The 15,400-nt window shown below is 65.4% G+C and carries 18 protein-coding genes; 10 read left to right on the top strand and 8 right to left on the bottom strand.

Translation table 11 applies throughout. The features are described 5' to 3' along the window. The first annotated feature begins 12 nt into the window (after positions 1–12). The 4 genes from recR (at position 13) to AC58EF_RS19445 (ending at position 2,482) form a co-directional block, all read left to right on the top strand. Positions 13–609 carry a recombination mediator RecR gene (gene recR, locus AC58EF_RS19460; protein ID WP_497278030.1) on the top strand — a complete coding sequence of 199 codons (597 nt, stop codon included), beginning with the start codon at positions 13–15 and terminating at the stop codon, positions 607–609. A gap of 236 nt (positions 610–845) precedes the next feature. Further along, a complete protein-coding gene (gene def, locus AC58EF_RS19455) occupies positions 846–1,376 on the top strand; it encodes a peptide deformylase (RefSeq protein WP_497278029.1) in 531 nt (176 codons plus the stop codon). A 174-nt stretch (positions 1,377–1,550) separates the two neighbouring features. After that, positions 1,551–2,186: a DUF4126 domain-containing protein gene (locus AC58EF_RS19450; RefSeq protein WP_497278066.1), complete on the top strand. Its 636-nt coding sequence runs from the start codon at positions 1,551–1,553 to the stop codon at positions 2,184–2,186. Between the two features lie 14 nt (positions 2,187–2,200). After that, complete coding sequence (locus AC58EF_RS19445) at positions 2,201–2,482, top strand: GlsB/YeaQ/YmgE family stress response membrane protein (protein ID WP_497278028.1); 282 nt, start codon at positions 2,201–2,203, stop codon at positions 2,480–2,482. Between the two features lie 138 nt (positions 2,483–2,620). On the opposite strand, the gene AC58EF_RS19440 is transcribed toward AC58EF_RS19445, so the two are convergent. Next, positions 2,621–3,250, bottom strand: coding sequence for a DUF937 domain-containing protein (locus tag AC58EF_RS19440; protein ID WP_497278027.1), 630 nt, complete (start codon positions 3,248–3,250; stop codon positions 2,621–2,623). A 157-nt stretch (positions 3,251–3,407) separates the two neighbouring features. Here AC58EF_RS19440 and AC58EF_RS19435 point away from each other — a divergent pair, with 157 nt between their 5' ends. Further along, entirely contained in the window at positions 3,408–3,797 is a 390-nt protein-coding gene (locus AC58EF_RS19435) for a DUF3597 domain-containing protein (protein WP_497278026.1), read from the top strand. 227 nt (positions 3,798–4,024) lie between these two features. Here the strand turns inward: AC58EF_RS19435 and phoB are convergent, their stop codons facing one another. The 7 genes from phoB to AC58EF_RS19400 all read right to left on the bottom strand — a co-directional run bounded on the left by phoB (position 4,025) and on the right by AC58EF_RS19400 (position 11,388). Next, on the bottom strand, positions 4,025–4,726 hold the full coding sequence (gene phoB / locus AC58EF_RS19430; RefSeq protein WP_497278025.1) for a phosphate regulon transcriptional regulator PhoB: 702 nt from the start codon (positions 4,724–4,726) through the stop codon (positions 4,025–4,027). A gap of 4 nt (positions 4,727–4,730) precedes the next feature. After that, positions 4,731–5,426: a phosphate signaling complex protein PhoU gene (gene phoU, locus AC58EF_RS19425; RefSeq protein WP_497278024.1), complete on the bottom strand. Its 696-nt coding sequence runs from the start codon at positions 5,424–5,426 to the stop codon at positions 4,731–4,733. A 32-nt stretch (positions 5,427–5,458) separates the two neighbouring features. Continuing rightward, positions 5,459–6,247, bottom strand: a complete 789-nt coding sequence (pstB, locus tag AC58EF_RS19420) for a phosphate ABC transporter ATP-binding protein PstB (RefSeq protein WP_497278023.1) — start codon at positions 6,245–6,247, stop codon at positions 5,459–5,461. Positions 6,248–6,255: 8 nt separating this feature from the next. After that, positions 6,256–7,503 (bottom strand): phosphate ABC transporter permease PstA, encoded by a 1,248-nt coding sequence (pstA, locus tag AC58EF_RS19415; protein ID WP_497278022.1) that lies wholly within the window; start codon positions 7,501–7,503, stop codon positions 6,256–6,258. Positions 7,504–7,541: 38 nt separating this feature from the next. After that, positions 7,542–8,936 carry a phosphate ABC transporter permease subunit PstC gene (gene pstC, locus AC58EF_RS19410; RefSeq protein ID WP_497278021.1) on the bottom strand — a complete coding sequence of 465 codons (1,395 nt, stop codon included), beginning with the start codon at positions 8,934–8,936 and terminating at the stop codon, positions 7,542–7,544. Positions 8,937–8,947: 11 nt separating this feature from the next. Further along, the gene (locus AC58EF_RS19405; RefSeq protein ID WP_497278020.1) at positions 8,948–10,000 is read right to left on the bottom strand and encodes a substrate-binding domain-containing protein; all 1,053 of its coding nucleotides are present in this window, start codon (positions 9,998–10,000) and stop codon (positions 8,948–8,950) included. 101 nt (positions 10,001–10,101) lie between these two features. Then, positions 10,102–11,388, bottom strand: coding sequence for a sensor histidine kinase (locus tag AC58EF_RS19400; RefSeq protein ID WP_497278019.1), 1,287 nt, complete (start codon positions 11,386–11,388; stop codon positions 10,102–10,104). A 133-nt stretch (positions 11,389–11,521) separates the two neighbouring features. On the opposite strand from AC58EF_RS19400, the gene AC58EF_RS19395 reads away from it, so the two are divergent. The 5 genes from AC58EF_RS19395 (at position 11,522) to AC58EF_RS19375 (ending at position 15,400) form a co-directional block, all read left to right on the top strand. Beyond that, on the top strand, positions 11,522–11,923 hold the full coding sequence (locus AC58EF_RS19395) for a hypothetical protein (RefSeq protein WP_497278064.1): 402 nt from the start codon (positions 11,522–11,524) through the stop codon (positions 11,921–11,923). A gap of 122 nt (positions 11,924–12,045) precedes the next feature. Beyond that, on the top strand, positions 12,046–13,206 hold the full coding sequence (locus tag AC58EF_RS19390) for a glycosyltransferase (RefSeq protein WP_497278017.1): 1,161 nt from the start codon (positions 12,046–12,048) through the stop codon (positions 13,204–13,206). A 60-nt stretch (positions 13,207–13,266) separates the two neighbouring features. Then, the gene (locus AC58EF_RS19385; RefSeq protein ID WP_497278016.1) at positions 13,267–13,554 is read left to right on the top strand and encodes an HPr-rel-A system PqqD family peptide chaperone; all 288 of its coding nucleotides are present in this window, start codon (positions 13,267–13,269) and stop codon (positions 13,552–13,554) included. Further along, positions 13,551–14,414, top strand: coding sequence for an HprK-related kinase A (locus AC58EF_RS19380; protein ID WP_497278015.1), 864 nt, complete (start codon positions 13,551–13,553; stop codon positions 14,412–14,414). The genes AC58EF_RS19385 and AC58EF_RS19380 overlap by 4 nt, the downstream gene beginning before the upstream one ends. Further along, positions 14,411–15,400: a nucleotidyltransferase domain-containing protein gene (locus AC58EF_RS19375; protein WP_497278014.1), complete on the top strand. Its 990-nt coding sequence runs from the start codon at positions 14,411–14,413 to the stop codon at positions 15,398–15,400. The genes AC58EF_RS19380 and AC58EF_RS19375 overlap by 4 nt, the downstream gene beginning before the upstream one ends.

Here is a 15,400-nt window from a genome sequence, read left to right as displayed (position 1 = left end):
TTATCTCGCCTTATGGCTTCCCCAGAGATTGAAGCGCTCACGCAAGCGCTGTCCCGCCTGCCCGGCCTTGGCCCCCGTTCGGCGCGGCGGGCGGTGCTGCATCTGCTCAAGCGACGCGAAGGTGCGTTGGAGCCGCTGCTGCGCGCGCTGGAGGCGGTGAACGACCGGCTCGTCACCTGTCACATCTGCGGCAATATCGACACGGCCGATCCCTGCGGCATCTGCGCCGATCCGCGCCGCGATCCACGCGCGCTGTGCGTGGTGGAGGATGTGCCGGACCTTTGGGCGCTCGACAAGTCGCGCCTCTTCCCCGGCCGTTTCCATGTGCTGGGCGGGCGGCTGTCCGCGCTGGAGGGGGTGCGGCCCGAAGACCTCACCATCGACGCGCTCGTCGCGCGGCTGGAGCAAGGCGGCATCGACGAGGTGGTGCTGGCGATGAACGCCACGCTGGAGGGGCAGACCACCGCTCATTATCTCGCCGAGCGGCTGGAGCGCTTTCCCGTCCGCCTCACCCAGCTGGCGCATGGCGTGCCGGTCGGCGGCGAACTGGACTATCTGGATGAAGGCACGCTGGCCCAGGCGCTGCGCGCGCGGCGGCCGGTGGGCTAGTGGATTGATTTTGACATTTGCGTCCCGCCAGCCGGATGGCACGGACGCTAATGTCAAAATCCCAAAATCCGCTAGAATCATAAAGTTGCTAGTGGTTCGAAAAGATTCTGACATTTGCACACCCCTTTGCCGATAGGGATGCAAATGTCAGAATCGGACCGCTAGCGGGCCTTTCCAAACGGGAATCGCGCGCCGCCTCGCTTGATATTTCGCCCTGTTCCATCTATGTTCGGCACATGGCAATTCTTCCGATCCTTGAGGCGCCCGATCCGCGCCTGCGTACCATTTCGACCCCGGTCGAGGCGATCGACGATGATCTCCAGCGGTTGATCGACGATATGTTCGAAACGATGTATGACGCTCCTGGCATCGGTCTTGCCGCGATCCAGGTCGGCGTGCCCAAGCGGGTGCTGGTGATCGACCTTCAGGAACCGGAATCGGATGACGAAGGCGCGCCGCCGGTCAGGAAACCGATGGTCTTCATCAACCCACAGATTCTCAAGGGCTCCGACGAACTGTCGGTCTATAATGAGGGCTGCCTGTCGGTCCCCGACCAGTTCGCCGAGGTGGAGCGCCCCGCGCTGATCCGTGCCAGCTGGATGGACCGCGAAGGCCGCATCCATGAGGAGCAGCTCGAAGGCCTGCTTGCCACCTGCCTCCAGCATGAGATGGACCATCTGGAGGGGATCCTCTTCATCGACCACCTCTCGCGGCTGAAGCGCGACATGCTGATGAAGAAGCTGAACAAGGCCCGCCGCGCGGCCTGATCGCTTGACCTGATCCAGGCTCTGCCATGGGTGAAAACGCTCCGGCCCCGCGGCTGGAGCGTTTTCGTTATGGCTATAACATGCAACATTGCTCCGCTTCTGATAGAAGTTCGTAAATCTTCTGGGAGAATTTCGTAAAAGGGGTTAGGATGCGTCAAGTCAGGGGAGGCGGGTATAGACGCGCTGTCGCTTATTGGACTGGCAAGCAGTGTCAGCCTTCTGGCTGGCTGGCGGCTATATCTCTGTATATTCGCTACGGGCCTGGCCATGCGAACCGGCTGGATTGCACTGCCCGACCATCTCCATGGCCTTGCCATCCTCGCCAACCCCTGGGTGATCGGCGTGGCTGCGGTCGGCTTGGTCGCCGAATTCTTTGCGGACAAGATAATGTGGCTGGATTCCCTGTGGGACGGCGTCCACACCCTGGTTCGCCCTGTAGGCGGTGCTCTGCTCGCCATGGCGATCGTCGACCCGCAGGATCAGGCTTGGCAGATTGTCAGTCTGTTGCTGGGCGGCAGCGCGGCGCTGCTGACCCATGGCGCCAAGGCGGGCACGCGCGCCGTCGTTAACACCAGCCCTGAACCTGTGAGCAATGTCGCCATGTCTGTCGTGGAGGATGGCGCGACAGGCACGCTGTTGCTGCTCGCGCTCTACAACCCGGCAATGGCGATCATCATCGCGCTGTTCCTGGCCGTCGCAGCCATTGCCGTCCTGCTACTGCTGCGCCGAATCTGGCGGCGTATGCGCGCAATTTCATCGGGTGCGTCCGATGGAGGAAAGGAACCGCCCTTGCCCATTGGCGGGTCTTGATTGTCGGAAGAATGATGGGCGTCGCAAGCAGGAGAACAGGAATGGAATATGGGATTATCGGCTGGATTGTCGTTGGCCTGATCGCCGGCGCCCTTGCGAAGTGGATCATGCCCGGAAAGGATCCCGGCGGGATCATCGTGACGATATTGATTGGCATCGTTGGCGGCTTGCTGGGGGGCTTCATCGGCTCCAAGATCGGCATAGGCGGCGGCAATATCGTCAACATCCTGTTGGCGACCGCGGGCGCCGTGATCCTTTTGTGGATCTACAGGATCGTCAAGGGCCGGACTGCCTGACGATTGGCTGGGCATTGCCCAGGCCGTCGGCCATAGGATCGGCTTGAAAATGTTTTGAGTGAAAAGGGTGGAGGGGACATGCTCCTCCACCCGCCATTTCGGATCGGGACCAACGCCGTGGCGCGCCGACGCCGGTGGTCAGCGTGTGGTGAATTTCCGGGCCATGCCCAGAATATCGTCGAGCGGATTGCCGTCGCCATTGAGGTCCAGCATCGAACCCAGTTCGCCGATGCCGCCACCGGCGGGCACCTGAGCCGCGTTGCCGGGCTTTCCGCCCAACATGCCGCCAAGGCCACCGCCTCCAAGCAATCCGCCGAGCAGGCCACCGAGACCGCCGCCAGCAGCACCACCCGCTGCCGCGCCACCGGCCTGTTTGGCCATCGCGCCCGCCACCAGCATCGCCACGATCGGCAACATCTGCTTCAGGATGGATGTGTCGATGCCGCTAGCCGCCGAAGCGTGCTGCGCTACGGCTATCGATCCCTCCTTGGACCCGAACATCTCACCCAGCAGCGCGTTGCCTGAATCCACCGCGGTCGGCTGCGCGCCGACCACATTTTCGAACAGACCGCCGCCGCCCAGGCCGCCGATCATGCCCAAAAGGCCGTCGAGACCCGCCGGCTGATCCTGTGCCGATCGCTTGAAACCGCCGAGTATGGCGGGCAGCAATGCCTCTACGCCCGATTGCGCCACATTGGCGGGAATACCCAACTGGCTTGCAATCGCGTCGATGCCGCCGCCCTGACCGATCATCGCCTGAATATCCATGATATCTCCCAGTCCTTCTCCACCGACAAACCGGCCCGGTGAAATAGCATGAGTCGCGATAACGACGCGATTACTTTACACATTGGCCGGATCGCATCACCGCTTGTGAGTCGATAAATGGCTTCAGGCGGCGGGCGATCTTAGGAAGGAGTAGCCCATGAGCATTTTCGGCAAGATCAAGGATGCAATTTTCGGCAAGAAGAAGGAGGCTGCCCCTGCTGCGGCCCCGGCTCCCACTGCGCCGCCAGCCGCCGCCCCGGCTACCCCGGCCGCGTCTGTCGCGATCGACGAAGTCGATGTGGAAAAGATCCTGAGCGAGACGGCCGCCAATAGCGGGAGCACGCTGAACTGGAGAAGCTCGATCGTAGATCTGATGAAATTGCTTGGCATTGATTCGAGCCTGGACAACCGCAAGGAACTGGCCACGGAACTGGGCTATACCGGCGCGCTTGATGGAAGCGCGGAGATGAATATCTGGCTCCACAAGGCCGTGATGCGCGAACTGGCCAAGAATGGCGGGAAAGTCCCAGCCGCGCTTACCGATTAATACCGTCGTGCTCGGTCTTCGACTGATCACAAGCGGGTTTCGCCCAAGCGTCGCTCGGGCTTGACCAAGGGTTGATGAGTCAATCTCATCGAACCTTGGCATAAATTGCACTGGCAGATGAGACGATGAAGGGCTGGCGGTGCGATCCGCCAGCCCTTTCCTGATGAGCCGCCTCAGAACGCCCCTGAGGAAGGTCTTCGCTTAACCCGCTATTGCGGGGAGGCGTGTCACGCCATCCCCTCGGTATCCAGTGCATAGCCCGCCGAACGCACGGTGCGGATGATGTCCTGATACTGCCCATCCGCGTTGATCGCCTTGCGCAGGCGGCGGATATGGACGTCGACGGTGCGCAGCTCGATGTCGCTATCCTGACCCCATACGCTGTCGAGCAGCCGCTCGCGTGAGAAGACCCAGCCGGGATGCTCCAGAAAATGCTTGAGCAGGCGGAACTCGGTGGGACCAAGGGGGATGACTTGACCACCGCGGCGGACCTTGTGGCCGACCGTGTCCATTTCCACGTCCGCAAAGCTCAGCGTCTCGCCGGCCAGTGCGGGGCGCACGCGGCGCAGCACCGCACCCACGCGCGCCACCAGCTCGCGGGGGGAGAAGGGCTTGGTTACATAATCGTCCGCGCCGGTTTCCAGGCCGCGCACCCGATCCTCTTCCTCGCCGCGCGCGGTGAGCATGATGATCGGGATGTTGGCGGTGCCGTTCATGCGGCGCAGGCGGCGGCAGACTTCGATCCCCGACAAGCTTTCGACCATCCAGTCGAGCAACACGATGTCGGGCACATTTTCCTGCGCCATCAGCAGCGCTTCCTCGCCGTCGACCGTATGGGCGACGTCGAAATCCTCGCGCTTGAAATGCCAGATGAGCAGTTCGGCCAGCGCCGCGTCATCCTCGACCAGCAGCATCTTCGCTCGCGCCATGACTTCAGTCCTCCGGCTGGATGTCGGCGCCGCGCTCGCGATCCGGCAGGGTCTGGCCGGTCGCGGCGTAATAGACCATCTCCGCGACATTGGTCGCATGGTCGCCGATACGTTCGATATTCTTGGCGATGAACAGCAGATGCGCGCATTCGCTGATCGTCTTGGGATTTTCGACCATGAAGGTCACCAGCGTGCGGAAGACGCTGTTGTAGAAATCATCCACCACCGTATCGCGCTCGATCACAGCAAGGGCCAGGTCGGCGTCGCGCGCGGCGAAGGCGTTGAGCACATCATGCACCATTTCGCCGGCGACCTGGCCCATGGAAGGGAGAAGCGACATCGGCTCCAGCGTGCGCTTGTTGACGGCGATCAGGGGCACGCGCTTGGCGATATTCTTGGCATAGTCGCCGATCCGTTCGACCACGCCGACGATCTTCAACGCGGCGATCACGTCGCGCAGGTCGTTGGCCATCGGCGCCCGCAGCGCGATGACCTCCACCACCAGCTTCTCCACCTCCGCCTCGATCGCGTCGATGCGCTTGTCGTCCGCGACCACGTCGGCGGCGAGCGCCTTGTCCTGGCGTTGCAGGGCCAGCATCGCATTCTCGATCGCCGCCTCGGCGCGACCGCCCATTTCGGCGATCAGGCCGCGCAGCCGGTCGATCTCCTCATCGAATGCCTTGATCGTATGTTCAGCCATGTTCTTCTCTCCGCCCGGGCCAGCCCCAAAAATCAGCCATAACGCCCGGTAATATAGTCCTTGGTCCGCTCCTGCCGCGGATTGGTGAAGATGTCGGATGTTACGCCATATTCGACCAGCTCGCCCAGATGGAAGAAGGCCGTCCGCTGCGACACGCGCGCGGCCTGCTGCATATTGTGGGTGACGATGACGATGCCATATCGGCCTCGCAGTTCGTGAATCAGTTCCTCGATCTTGGCGGTGGCGATCGGGTCGAGCGCCGAGCAAGGTTCGTCCATCAGGATGACTTCGGGCTCCACCGCGATGGCGCGGCCGATGCACAGGCGCTGCTGCTGGCCGCCCGACAGGGCGGTGCCGCTGTCATGCAGCCGGTCCTTCACCTCGTCCCACAGGCCGGCGCGGCGCAGCGACTTCTCGACGATCACGTCCATGTCGGCCTTCGACGCGGCCAGGCCGTGGATGCGCGGGCCGTAGGCGATATTCTCGTAGATCGACTTGGGGAAGGGATTGGGCTTCTGGAACACCATGCCGACGCGCGCGCGCAGCTGCACCACGTCCATCGACGCGGCATAGATATCCTCGCCGTCGAGCGTGATCGTGCCCTCGACGCGGGCGCTGGCGACCGTGTCGTTCATGCGGTTGAGTGTGCGCAGGAAGGTCGACTTGCCGCAGCCCGACGGGCCGATGAAGGCGGTGACATTGTCCATGTCGACGTCTATCGACACGCCCTTGATCGCCTGTTTGGGGCCGTAGAAGACCTTGACGTCACGCGCCGTCATCTTTGGGTTTTCCACGATCAGGCTTTGCTGTTCTTCGGTCATGGGGCTGTTTACCACCGTTTTTCAAACTTGTTGCGCAGGTAGATGGCGAGGCCGTTCATCGCGAGCAGGAAGATGAGCAGCACGATGATCGCCGCCGATGTCTTTTCGACGAAGCCCTTGGAGACTTCGTCCGACCAGAGGAAGATCTGCACCGGCAGCACGGTCGCCGGGTCGGTGATGCCGCCGGGCGGTGTGGCGATGAAGGCGCGCATCCCGATCATCAGCAGCGGCGCGGTTTCGCCCAGGGCGCGGGCCATGCCGATGATCGTGCCGGTGAGGATGCCGGGCAAGGCGAGCGGCAGGACATGCTGGAACACCACCTGGACCGGGCTGGCGCCGATGCCGAGCGCGGCGTCGCGGATGCTGGGCGGTACCGACTTGATCGCGTTGCGGCCGGCGATGACGATGACCGGCATGGTCATCAGCGCCAGCGTCATGCCGCCCACGACGGCCGCCGATCGCGGCAGGTGCAGGAAATTGAGGAAGATCGACAGGCCGAGCAGGCCGAAGATGATGGAGGGCACGGCGGCGAGATTGTTGATCGACACCTCGATAATGTCGGTCCACCAGGTCTTGGGCGCATATTCCTCAAGATAGAGGGCGGTCGCCACGCCCACCGGGAAGCTCAGCACCAGAGTGACGAGCATGGTGAGCAGCGAACCCTTGAACGCGCCCCAGATGCCGACCTGGGTCGGATCGGTGCCGTCGCTAGCCGAGAGGAAGCTCCAGTTGAAGCCGGTGGACAGGACGCCCCGCTGCTTCAGGCGCGCGACGGCGGCTTCGGCTTCGGGCGATCCCTTGCTCTTGGCGGCGAGATCGATCGCGGTGGAGGCGGGGACGCGGATGGTCTCCTTGCGGCTCAATATCTTGGGATCGGCCTTGATCGCGTTGCGAATGCTGATCCATGCGGTCGGCGACAGCAAGGCGTCGGCGTCGCCACCCAGCACCTTCTTCGCAACCGCGCCCGTCACCATCGGCAGATTGGCGTTGGCCAGGGCCTCGTCGGTGATGGCGGCGGGGTCCAGCAGCAGCGGGGATGCCGGGAAATCGACCGTCAGCGCGATCTCGGTCCGGGTGAAGCCGCGCACGCCGTTACCCATCATGGTGAAGAGCAGGAAGGCGAGGAAGGCGGCGCTCAGCGCGACCGCGCCCAGGCCCAGCAGGCGGAAGCGGCGCTCGGCGGCGTAGCGCCGGGCGATCCGCTTGCGCATCACGTCCGACTTCCAGTCAGTGGGGAGGCGGGTAGGACGGGTCATCAGGGCCTCCGGGTCGGAGATGGCTTTCGAGAGCAGGCTCATTCGTAAGCCTCGCGATATTTCTTCACGACCCGCAGGGCCACGATGTTGAGCAGCAGGGTGACGATGAACAGCACCAGGCCCAGGGCGAAGGCGGCCAGCGTCTTGGCGCTGTCGAACTCCTGGTCGCCGGTCAGCAACTGGACGATCTGGGTCGTCACGGTGGTCACGCTGGCGAAGGGGTTGAGCGTCAGGTTCGCCGCCAGGCCAGCCGCCATCACCACGATCATCGTCTCGCCGATGGCGCGGCTGACGGCCAGCAGCACGCCGCCGACGACGCCGGGCAGGGCGGCGGGGATGAGGACACGGGTGATCGTCTCGCTGGTGGTCGCACCCATCGCCAGGCTGCCGTCGCGCATCGATTGCGGCACGGCGGCGATGCTGTCGTCGGCCATGGAGGAGACGAAGGGAATGATCATCACGCCCATGACGAGGCCGGCGGCCAGTGCGCTTTCCGATGACGCGCCATGGATGCCGACCGACACTGCCAGGTCGCGCAGCGCCGGGGCGACCGTCAGCGCGGCGAAATAGCCGTAGACGACCGTGGGCACGCCGGCGAGCACTTCCAGGATCGGCTTCATCCACTTGCGCACGGTCGGCGTCGCATATTGCGTCAGGTAGATGGCGCTCATCAGGCCGAGCGGGATGGCGACGATCATGGCGATGATCGCGCCGATGAAGATGGTGCCCCAGAAGAGCGGCACCGCGCCGAACGCATCTTCATTGCCATAGCCCAGTGCAGCCGACTGCGGGCTCCATTTGAGGCCGAAGAGGAAGTCGAGCGGATTCACCATTGAGAAGAAGCGGAAGCTTTCCCACAGCAGTGAGGCGACGATGCCCAGCGTGGTGACGATCGCCAGCAGCGACGCGACCAGCAGGATCGCCATCACCAGCCGCTCGACCCGCGTGCGCGCCCGGAAGTCAGGGCGGACGCGGGTGAAGGCGTAGGCGCCGCCGGCGAAGGCCAGGATCAGCGCCAAGACCGCGCCCGCCATGCCATAGGTGTTCAGCGCTTGCGCGTAGGGTTCGACCAGCGCCTGGCTCGCCGGGTTGAAGGCGCCGGCCTGCAATCCGGTGGCGATCGCCCGCGCCTCGCCCAGGACGGCGGAGCGGGAAAAGGCGTCGGCGGGCAGGCTTTGCGCCGCCGGATCGGCCAGCACGGCCTGCGTCACCAGCGCCGGCGACACATTGGCCCAGATGGCGAGGAATATGCCGGCGGGGATCAGGGTCCACAACGCGACATACCAGCCATGATAGCCGGGCAGGCTGTGAACGGCGTCGCGCCGCCCGGTTTCGCGCGCGACGGTCTGCAACCGCAGCGCGCGGGCGCGGGCGCTGACCCAGGCGATGGCGCCCAGGCCCGCGAGCAGCAGGAGGATGGCTGGTCCGGTCATCAGGCCTTCGCTTACTTGAGCTGCGAACCGTCGAGCACGGTCAGCGACTTGACCGTTTCGGCGCTTTTCTTGCGCACATCTTCCGGCGCCGCGACCATGCCGCGCTTGGTCAGCGCGCCGTCGGGGTTCCAGTTGGCGGCAAAGGTGTTGAGGAAGTTCTGAAGGCCGGGGATGGCCGTCATATGCGCCTTCTTCACATAGATATAAAGCGGACGGGCGCCGGGATATTTGCCGGTCGACACGGTTTCGTAAGTCGCTTCGACACCGTTGATCGGCACATCCTTCAGCGTGTCCTTATTCTCTTCAAGGAAGCTGTAGCCGAAGACGCCGACCGCATTGGGGTTCGCGCCCAGCTTCTGGACGATCAGATTGTCATTCTCGCCCGAGTCGACATATTTGCCGTCTTCGCGGACGCGGGTGCAGGTCGCCTTATATTCGTCCTCGCTCTTCTCCTTGAGCGCTTCCATGGCCGGATCGCTCTGGCAGCCCTTTTCCAGGATCAACTCGGCGAGCGAGTCGCGCGTGCCGCTGGTCGAAGGCGGACCGAAGACGGAGATGGGAATCGCGGGCAGGCTCGGGTCGACATCCTTCCAGCTCTGGGCCTTGTTCGGGCCCTTGCCATAGGGATTGGCGGCCAGCGCCTCATAGACGATCTTGGGGGTCAGCTTCAGGCCGGGGCCATTCTTCGCTTCGGCGAAGGCGAGGCCGTCGACGCCGACCTGGATCTCGATGATATCCTTCACGCCATTGGCCTGGCACTGTTCGAACTCGGCCTTCTTCATCCGGCGCGATGCGTCGGCAATGTCCGGGTGCTGGGCGCCCACGCCTGCGCAGAACAGCTTCATGCCGCCGCCGGTGCCGGTCGATTCGACGATCGGCGACTTCATGCCGGCATTGCCCTGCACGAACAGTTCAGCCACCGCGGTGGCGAAGGGATAGACGGTGGAGGAGCCGACCGCGCGGATCTGGTCGCGGGTGGCGCCGGCGCCGCCGGTCTGGTCGCCGCAGGCGGCGAGGCTGAGCACGCTCACGGTCGTGGCGGCGATCAGGGCGAATTTCTTCACGGGGAACCTCCATCAGCAAGGCCGCGAGTCGCATGTCGCCGCCCCCTCGGGAGCGCCCTAGTCGCGGACCATCGCGCCTTTGTGACAGTCAGGTTTCATTTTCATGACACCGTGTCCGAAAGCGCCGATGGACGTCTTTTTTCATCGAATTTTCCGTGGGTTTCTTCGACCGGCGGGGGGAGCAGCACGGTGATGGTCGTGCCCTTGCCCAGGGTGCTGGCGATGTCGAAGCGGCCGCGATGCCGTTCCACGATATGTTTGACGATGGCAAGGCCCAGGCCCGTGCCGCCCATCGCCCGGCTGCGCCCCGAATCGACGCGATAGAAGCGTTCGGTGAGGCGGGGGAGGTGATCCGGGCCGATGCCTTCGCCTTCGTCGGCGACGATCAGCCGGGTCATGCCGCTCGGCCCTTCGTTCAGGGTGACGCGGATCGGCGTGCCGGGGCGGCCATATTTGACCGAATTGCCGATCAGGTTGTGAAGCAGCTGCGACAGCTGCGCGCGGTCGCCCTGCACCACGGGCAGTTGCGGAGCGATCTCCATTTCCACTTCGCGCCCGCGCTCGCCATGGCTGGAGCGGAAGACGCCGACGACCTCCGCCGCCAGTTCCGACAGGTCGACCCGGGCGTCGGGCAGGCGATATTTCTCCGATTCGATTCGGCTGAGCGAAATCAGGTCGTCGATCAGCCGCTGCATCCGCCGGGCTTCGCCATCCATGATCTTCAGAAAGCGCTGGCGGGTTTCGACATCCTTGCCCAGTTCGGGGTCTGCCAGCGTTTCGATGAAACCCAATATGCCTGCAAGCGGCGTGCGCAGTTCATGGCTGGCATTGGCGACGAAATCGACGCGCATCCGTTCGGCCGCGTGGGTGCCGCTATGGTCGACCAGATGGACGAGCCGGCGCATGTCCCGGACTGCGCCGACGGGCGCGACGCGCATCTGCCAGCGCTGATCGCGCGTGCCGAGGCCGACCAGCTCGATCATGATCGGTTCCGCGAGCGGGGCGAGGCTGGCAAGTCGTTCGGCGGCGGCGGGGTGGCGGATGGCGATGCGCGCATCCTCGCCCTCGATATGCGCGCCGAGCAGCCGCTGCGCGGCGCGGTTGGCGCGCACGATCCGGCCCTTTTCCACCAGCATCAGCGGGTCCGAAATTCCCTCCAGCAAGCTGGCGAAGTCGGGATGGGCGATCAGGTCGGGCTGATCCAGCATCACCGTGGGCGCGGCCGGGCGCAGGCCGGCGTCGCCTGAGGTGATGATCAGGACAATGACGCCCGCCAGTACCGGCAGCGCGATGCTGATCGGATGCGCGCCCATCATCAAGGCGCCCCCGGTGCCCAGCATCAGCATGGCGAGGGAGGCTGTGATTTGCGAAATACTCAGTCGATTCATGGTTACCGCGCTGGATTTGTCGCGCATTTGCTGCGATGTCTTGCCGCAATAGCGGGCAATCTTTACGCTTTGGCAAGCGCGAGATGCGAAACGGGAAAAGATGAACGAAGCGACGTCAGACAAGGACGGCATCATGCCGCAGGGCGCCCCCGCGCCGGAGGCCGCGGATGGCCTAATCGCGTCGCGTCGTCAGCTGCTGATGGGCGGCGCGGCCGCCGCCTCGGCGATCGTCTCCATTCGTCCCGCGCTCGCCAACACCGCCGCTTCGGTGCTCAACTGCACGATCCCCGTGCCGGACCAGGGGCGGGCGGGCAATTATATCGCGCCCGACGGCCAACTCGTGCCGTCGAACACGCCGGGCGCCTTTCCCGGCGGGCGCAGCTATACCGGGCAGCAGGTGAAGCAGGCGCTGCGCGGCGGCCGGCTGCCGGGCACCGGTTATCAACAGAATCAGGCCTATCTGAACTATATTCGTCGCCTGCAACAGGGAACGAGCGGCTTCACCTGCTACGCCTCCCTGCAGATGCCGCGCTGATCCGGCTTGTTTCCGCGACGATTCTTCCATATCGCAAGCGCAATGATTAGAACCGGATACGGCTTGGCCGTGTTGATGCCGTCGAACCTGTAACGGTTCGTTTCAGCGGCGGATGCGGCAGCATGGTTCATCATTTCACGCCCCCCGCGCCCGATCTTTCGGTGGCGGTCTATCTGTATCAGCCGGGCGATGGCGGGCTGGACCGCGTCGCGATCCTCCTGGCCAACCATCTGCTCCAGCGTGGCGTGGCCGTTGAACTCTGGATGGCGCGGATGGACGGGGTGAACGCGCCGCTTATCGATCCCGGCCTTGTCGTCCGGCGCGTGCCCGCGCCGCCGGGCAAGCGGCGGCTGTCGATGATCGGGCAGTTTCCCGCGCTCGCCGCGATGGTGCGGCGGCATCGCCCCGACATCCTCTATTCGGCCGGCAACCAGAGCAACATGCTGGCCGCGCTCGCCTGCCTCGGCTCTGGAACGCAGGCGGTCGCGCGCATTTCCAATCCGATCGTCCGCCCGGCTCAGCGGGGCCTGGGCGCCTGGGCGCGACTGAAGCGCTTCCGCGCGATTGCGCGGCTGTCGGCGCTGACGATCGTCATGGGTGAACATGACCGGGCGCTGCTGACTGATAGCGGCGACGTGCGCCTGCTTCCACGCCCGACGGTGACGCCCGCGATGGAGCGGGCACATGCTCTGCGTCGCGCGCGCGATCCGGCCGCCCCGGCGCGCCTGCTGATGGTCGGGCGCCTCGCCCCGCAGAAGGATCAGGCGACGGCGCTTGCCGCGCTGGCGCGCTTGCCGCATCTCGACTGGCGGTTGACGGTCGCCGGCTGCGGTCCGCTGCGCGAAGCGCTGGAACGGCAGGCGCGCGACCTCGGCATCGCCGACCGGGTCGTCTTCATAGGCTATATCGGCGATCCCGATCGGATCGCGGCCCTGATGGGGGAGGCGGACCTGCTGCTCCAGCCGTCCCGTTGGGAAGGGTTGTGCGCGACGCTGATCGAGGCGCTGGCCTGCGGCGCCGGTGTCGTCGCCACCGACAGCACGCCCAATATCCGGTGCCTGCTGGCGGATGCCGGGCAGCATCCCGCCGTGCCGGTGGGCGATGCAGCGGCCTTCGCCCGCGCCATCGAGCGCGCGCTTGCCCGTCCCGCAACGTCAGCCCGACTGACCTCCGCCGTATGCGCCCATGGCGTGACGCCTGCGCTTGACGCCTATCTGGGCGCCTTTGCCTCGCTCGCGCGGCAACCGGACCGCCCGTCGCTGCCATCGCCTGCTTTCCCCTGATGCGTTAGGCACTTGGCTACTCTCCCGCGCTAGGAGGGAGTAAGCAGCAGGAGCGCCCGCGTGGAAGCAACAGGATATTATCGGCTGGACGCGCGCGATGCGACGCGGACCTGCGTGCTTGACGACCTTGTCCTTCTCTATCATCCGCGCTCGGGCCAGACCCATATGGTCATCAGCCCGGTGCCCGAGATTCTCGGCCGGATGACGGTCGGAGAGCGCGTCAGCGCGGCCGATGTGCATGATCGGCTCGCCGAGGCGTTCGACCTTGGCCCGCGCGATACGGCCCTGCCCGAAATCGCGGCGCATCTCGACGCGCTGGTGGCGCTCGGTCTGGTCCGCGCTGCATGAGGCACAGCCTGACCCTGCGCATCGGCCCGGCGACCTTCCGCATCGGATCGGCATGGCGCGGCCCGATCGACCAGCTCGCCCGCCTCTATGCCGCCTATCCGCAGGCGGCGGGGGCGATCGCCGACTTCACCGTCCGGCTCCAGCCGACCAGCCTTGCGCGGCGCTGGGTGCGGCCCTCCATCTTCATCACCGGCGACCATGGCCTGGCTGACGCCGCGCCCATGAGCCTGCCCCATGGCCTGCTCGCGGCGGAAATGGGCATGAACCTGCAAATGGCGCTCGGCTGGCGGCGGCATCTGCTCCTCCATGCGTCGAGCGTCGAGAAGGATGGGCGTGTGCTGGTGATGACCGGCGAATCCGGGTCGGGCAAGTCGACGCTGGCGGCGCTGCTCGGCGAGCGCGGCTGGCGCCTCATGGGCGACGAGTTCGCGCTGCTCGATCTCGACAGCGGCGCGATCCTGCCCTTTCCGCGCCTCGTCTCGCTCAAAAACCGGGCGATCGACGTGGTCGAGGACGCGGTGGGGGCCGCGCGCATGGGGCCGCTGCTGCGCGCCACGGCAAAGGGCGACATTCGCCATATGGTGCCGCGCGCCGATGCCGTGACCCGCATGGAGGAAGGGGGAATGCCGGCCCTGCTGCTCTTTCCGCGCTTCGGCTATGAGGCGGAGGTTCGGGCGGTGGGGCAGGGGGAAATCTTCATGCGTCTGACGCAGGCATCGACCAATTATGTCGCGCTGGGCGAACCGGGCTTCGCCGCGCTCACCCATTTCGTGCGCAACGTGCCCGCGCGGGCGATCGACTTCCCTTCGGGCGAGGCGGCTTTTGCGATGGTCGATCGGTTGTGGAGCGAACTGGCATGAGCGCGGCGCTGCTGGTCGATACGCTGCGGCACCCCGCCTCGGTCGACGCGCTGGATGCGGCCGGCTGGAACGGCCTGATCGCCGCCGCCCGCGCCGAGCGGCTGATCGGAACCCTCGCGCATCGGCTGGAGGATATCGCCGTCCCTCCGGCGGTCGCGCCGATCCTGTCCGACGCCCGGCTCGACACGGATCGCGAGGCGCGACAGGCCTTGTGGGAGGCGGATCGCTGCGTCGAGGCGCTGCGCGGCACCGGCGTGCGGACGATCCTGCTCAAGGGCACGGCCTATGTCGCCGCCGGCTTGCGGGCGGGGCAGGGGCGCTTCATCGGCGACCTGGACATTCTCGTGCCGCGCGACGCCATGCCGGTGGCCGAAAAGGCGCTGATGGCGGCGGGCTGGGACTGGGTGAAGCCCGATCCCTATGATGACGCCTATTATCGCCAGTGGATGCACGAACTGCCGCCGCTGATCCATCGCGAGCGGGACCGGATGATCGACGTGCATCATACGGTGCTGCCGCTCACCGCGCGCCAGACGCCGGATGCTGCGGCGATGATCGCCGATGCGGTCGAGATAGGCGAGGGATTATATGTCCTCTCGCCCGAGGACCGGATCATCCACGCGGCAGCGCATATGCTGGCGGACGGCGACTTGCAGGGGGGGCTTCGCAACCTGTGGGATATATATTGCCTGCTGCCCGACACCGATCCGGCGGCGCTGGAGGCGCGGGCCGCCCGGCACGGCCTGTTGCCCCATGTCCGTCAGGTGCGACGGCTGGCGGCGGCGCTTTATGGCGATGGCGCGCGCCTGACCCTGTGGGACCGGCTGGTGCGCGCGCGCCTGCTTGCCCGCAACGGCTGGGGACAGGAAGTGCGCAAGCCGCTGGTCTTCGCCTTCTATATCCGCTCCCATTGGCTGCGGATGCCGCCGATGATGCTGGCGCGGCATCTCTGGACCAAATGGCGCAAGGGCCATCGGCCGCAATAG

The organism is Sphingobium sp. WR1 (assembly GCF_059693745.1).
The sequence above is the reverse complement of the archived record's forward strand: the minus strand, read 5'-3'. Positions and strand labels throughout refer to the sequence as shown.